The 1530-nt window shown below is 70.2% G+C and carries 1 protein-coding gene; it reads left to right on the top strand.

What is annotated here, in order from left to right; all coding sequences use genetic code 11:
* The first annotated feature begins 49 nt into the window (after positions 1-49).
* On the top strand, positions 50-1522 hold the full coding sequence (gene xdhA, locus AC3XYG_RS30985) for a xanthine dehydrogenase small subunit (protein ID WP_489143736.1): 1473 nt from the start codon (positions 50-52) through the stop codon (positions 1520-1522).
* The last annotated feature ends 8 nt before the right edge of the window (positions 1523-1530 follow it).

Raw genomic sequence — 1530 nt, 5'->3', positions numbered from 1 at the left:
CTGATCTCGCCCTGGTCCTATTCCACCTATCGCGGCAGTTGAGGCCACCATGCGGGACACCGTCCGTTTCCTCTTCGGCAACGAACTGCGCGAGATCCGCTCGGTCGACCCAACCCAGACGGTGCTCGACTGGCTGCGGATCGGGCAGCGCCGGACCGGCACCAAGGAGGGCTGCGCCGAGGGCGATTGCGGTGCCTGCACCGTGGTGGTCGGCCGGTACGACGGCGACCGCATGCGCTACGACCCGGTCAATGCCTGCATCCGCTTCACCGCGACGCTGGATGGCTGCCAGCTGCTGACGGTGGAGCATCTGAAGGGTGCCGACGGCGCACTGCACCCGGTGCAGCAGGCGATGGTCGACTGCCACGGCTCGCAATGCGGCTTCTGCACCCCCGGCTTCGTCATGTCGCTGTTCGCGCTGTATCGCAACGAGGCCGCGCCCACCGAGGACCGGATCGACACCGTGCTGGCCGGCAATCTGTGCCGCTGTACCGGCTATGCCCCGATCGTCGCCGCCGGGCAGCGCATGTATGGCCTGGGCGACCCCACCGCCGACCGCTTCGCCGCTGTCGAAGCCGAGACGATGGCGCGGCTGGCGGCGCTGGAAGACGAGGAAAGCCTTGAGGTCGGCGACGGCACCCGCCGCTTCTATGCCCCGGCCACGACGGAGGCGATGGCGGCGCTGCTGCTGGCGCATCCGGAGGCCGTCATCGTCTCCGGCGCCACCGATGTCGGGCTGTGGGTCACCAAGCAGCAGCGCGTGCTGCCGGCGATCCTGTACACCGGCCGGGTGCGTGACCTGCGCGGCATCCGCGAGACCGAGGACGGCTTCGACATCGGCGCCGCCACGCCCTATGCCGATCTGATCGGACCGATCGGCCGCGCCTATCCCGATTTCGGCGAGCTGATCCGGCGCATCGGGGCGGAACAGGTGCGCGCCATGGGCACGATCGGCGGCAACGTCGCCAACGGCTCCCCCATCGGCGACACGCCGCCGGCCCTGATCGCCGCCGGCGCCAGCCTGACCCTGCGCCGCGGCGACGCGCGCCGGACGCTGCCGCTGGAGGAGTTCTTCATCGCCTATGGCAAACAGGACCGGCAGCCCGGCGAATTCGTCGAGAGCATCCACCTGCCGAAGCTGCGGCGCGGCGACCGTTTCCGCGCCTACAAGATCACCAAGCGCTTCGACCAGGACATCTCTGCCCTGTGCGGCGCCTTCCGGCTGCGGCTGGAGGATGGCAAGGTCGCCGACATCCGTATCGCCTATGGCGGCATGGCCGGCACGCCGAAGCGGGCGGCGGAGACCGAGGCGGCCCTGACCGGCCAGCCCTGGACCGAGGAAAGTGTCCATGCCGCCCTGCCGGCGCTGGCCCGTGACTTCACGCCGCTGACCGACTGGCGCGCCAGCGCCGGCTATCGCGCCAAGGTCGCCGCAAATCTGCTTCTGAAGCTGCATGCCGAGACCGCCGATCCCTCGGCCGAGACTCGGCTGGTCGGCGAGCGGAGCCTGGCCCATGCCTGACACCACCC

The sequence above is a fragment of the Inquilinus sp. genome (assembly GCF_057815775.1).
This window is presented reverse-complemented; position numbering and strand designations above follow the sequence as displayed.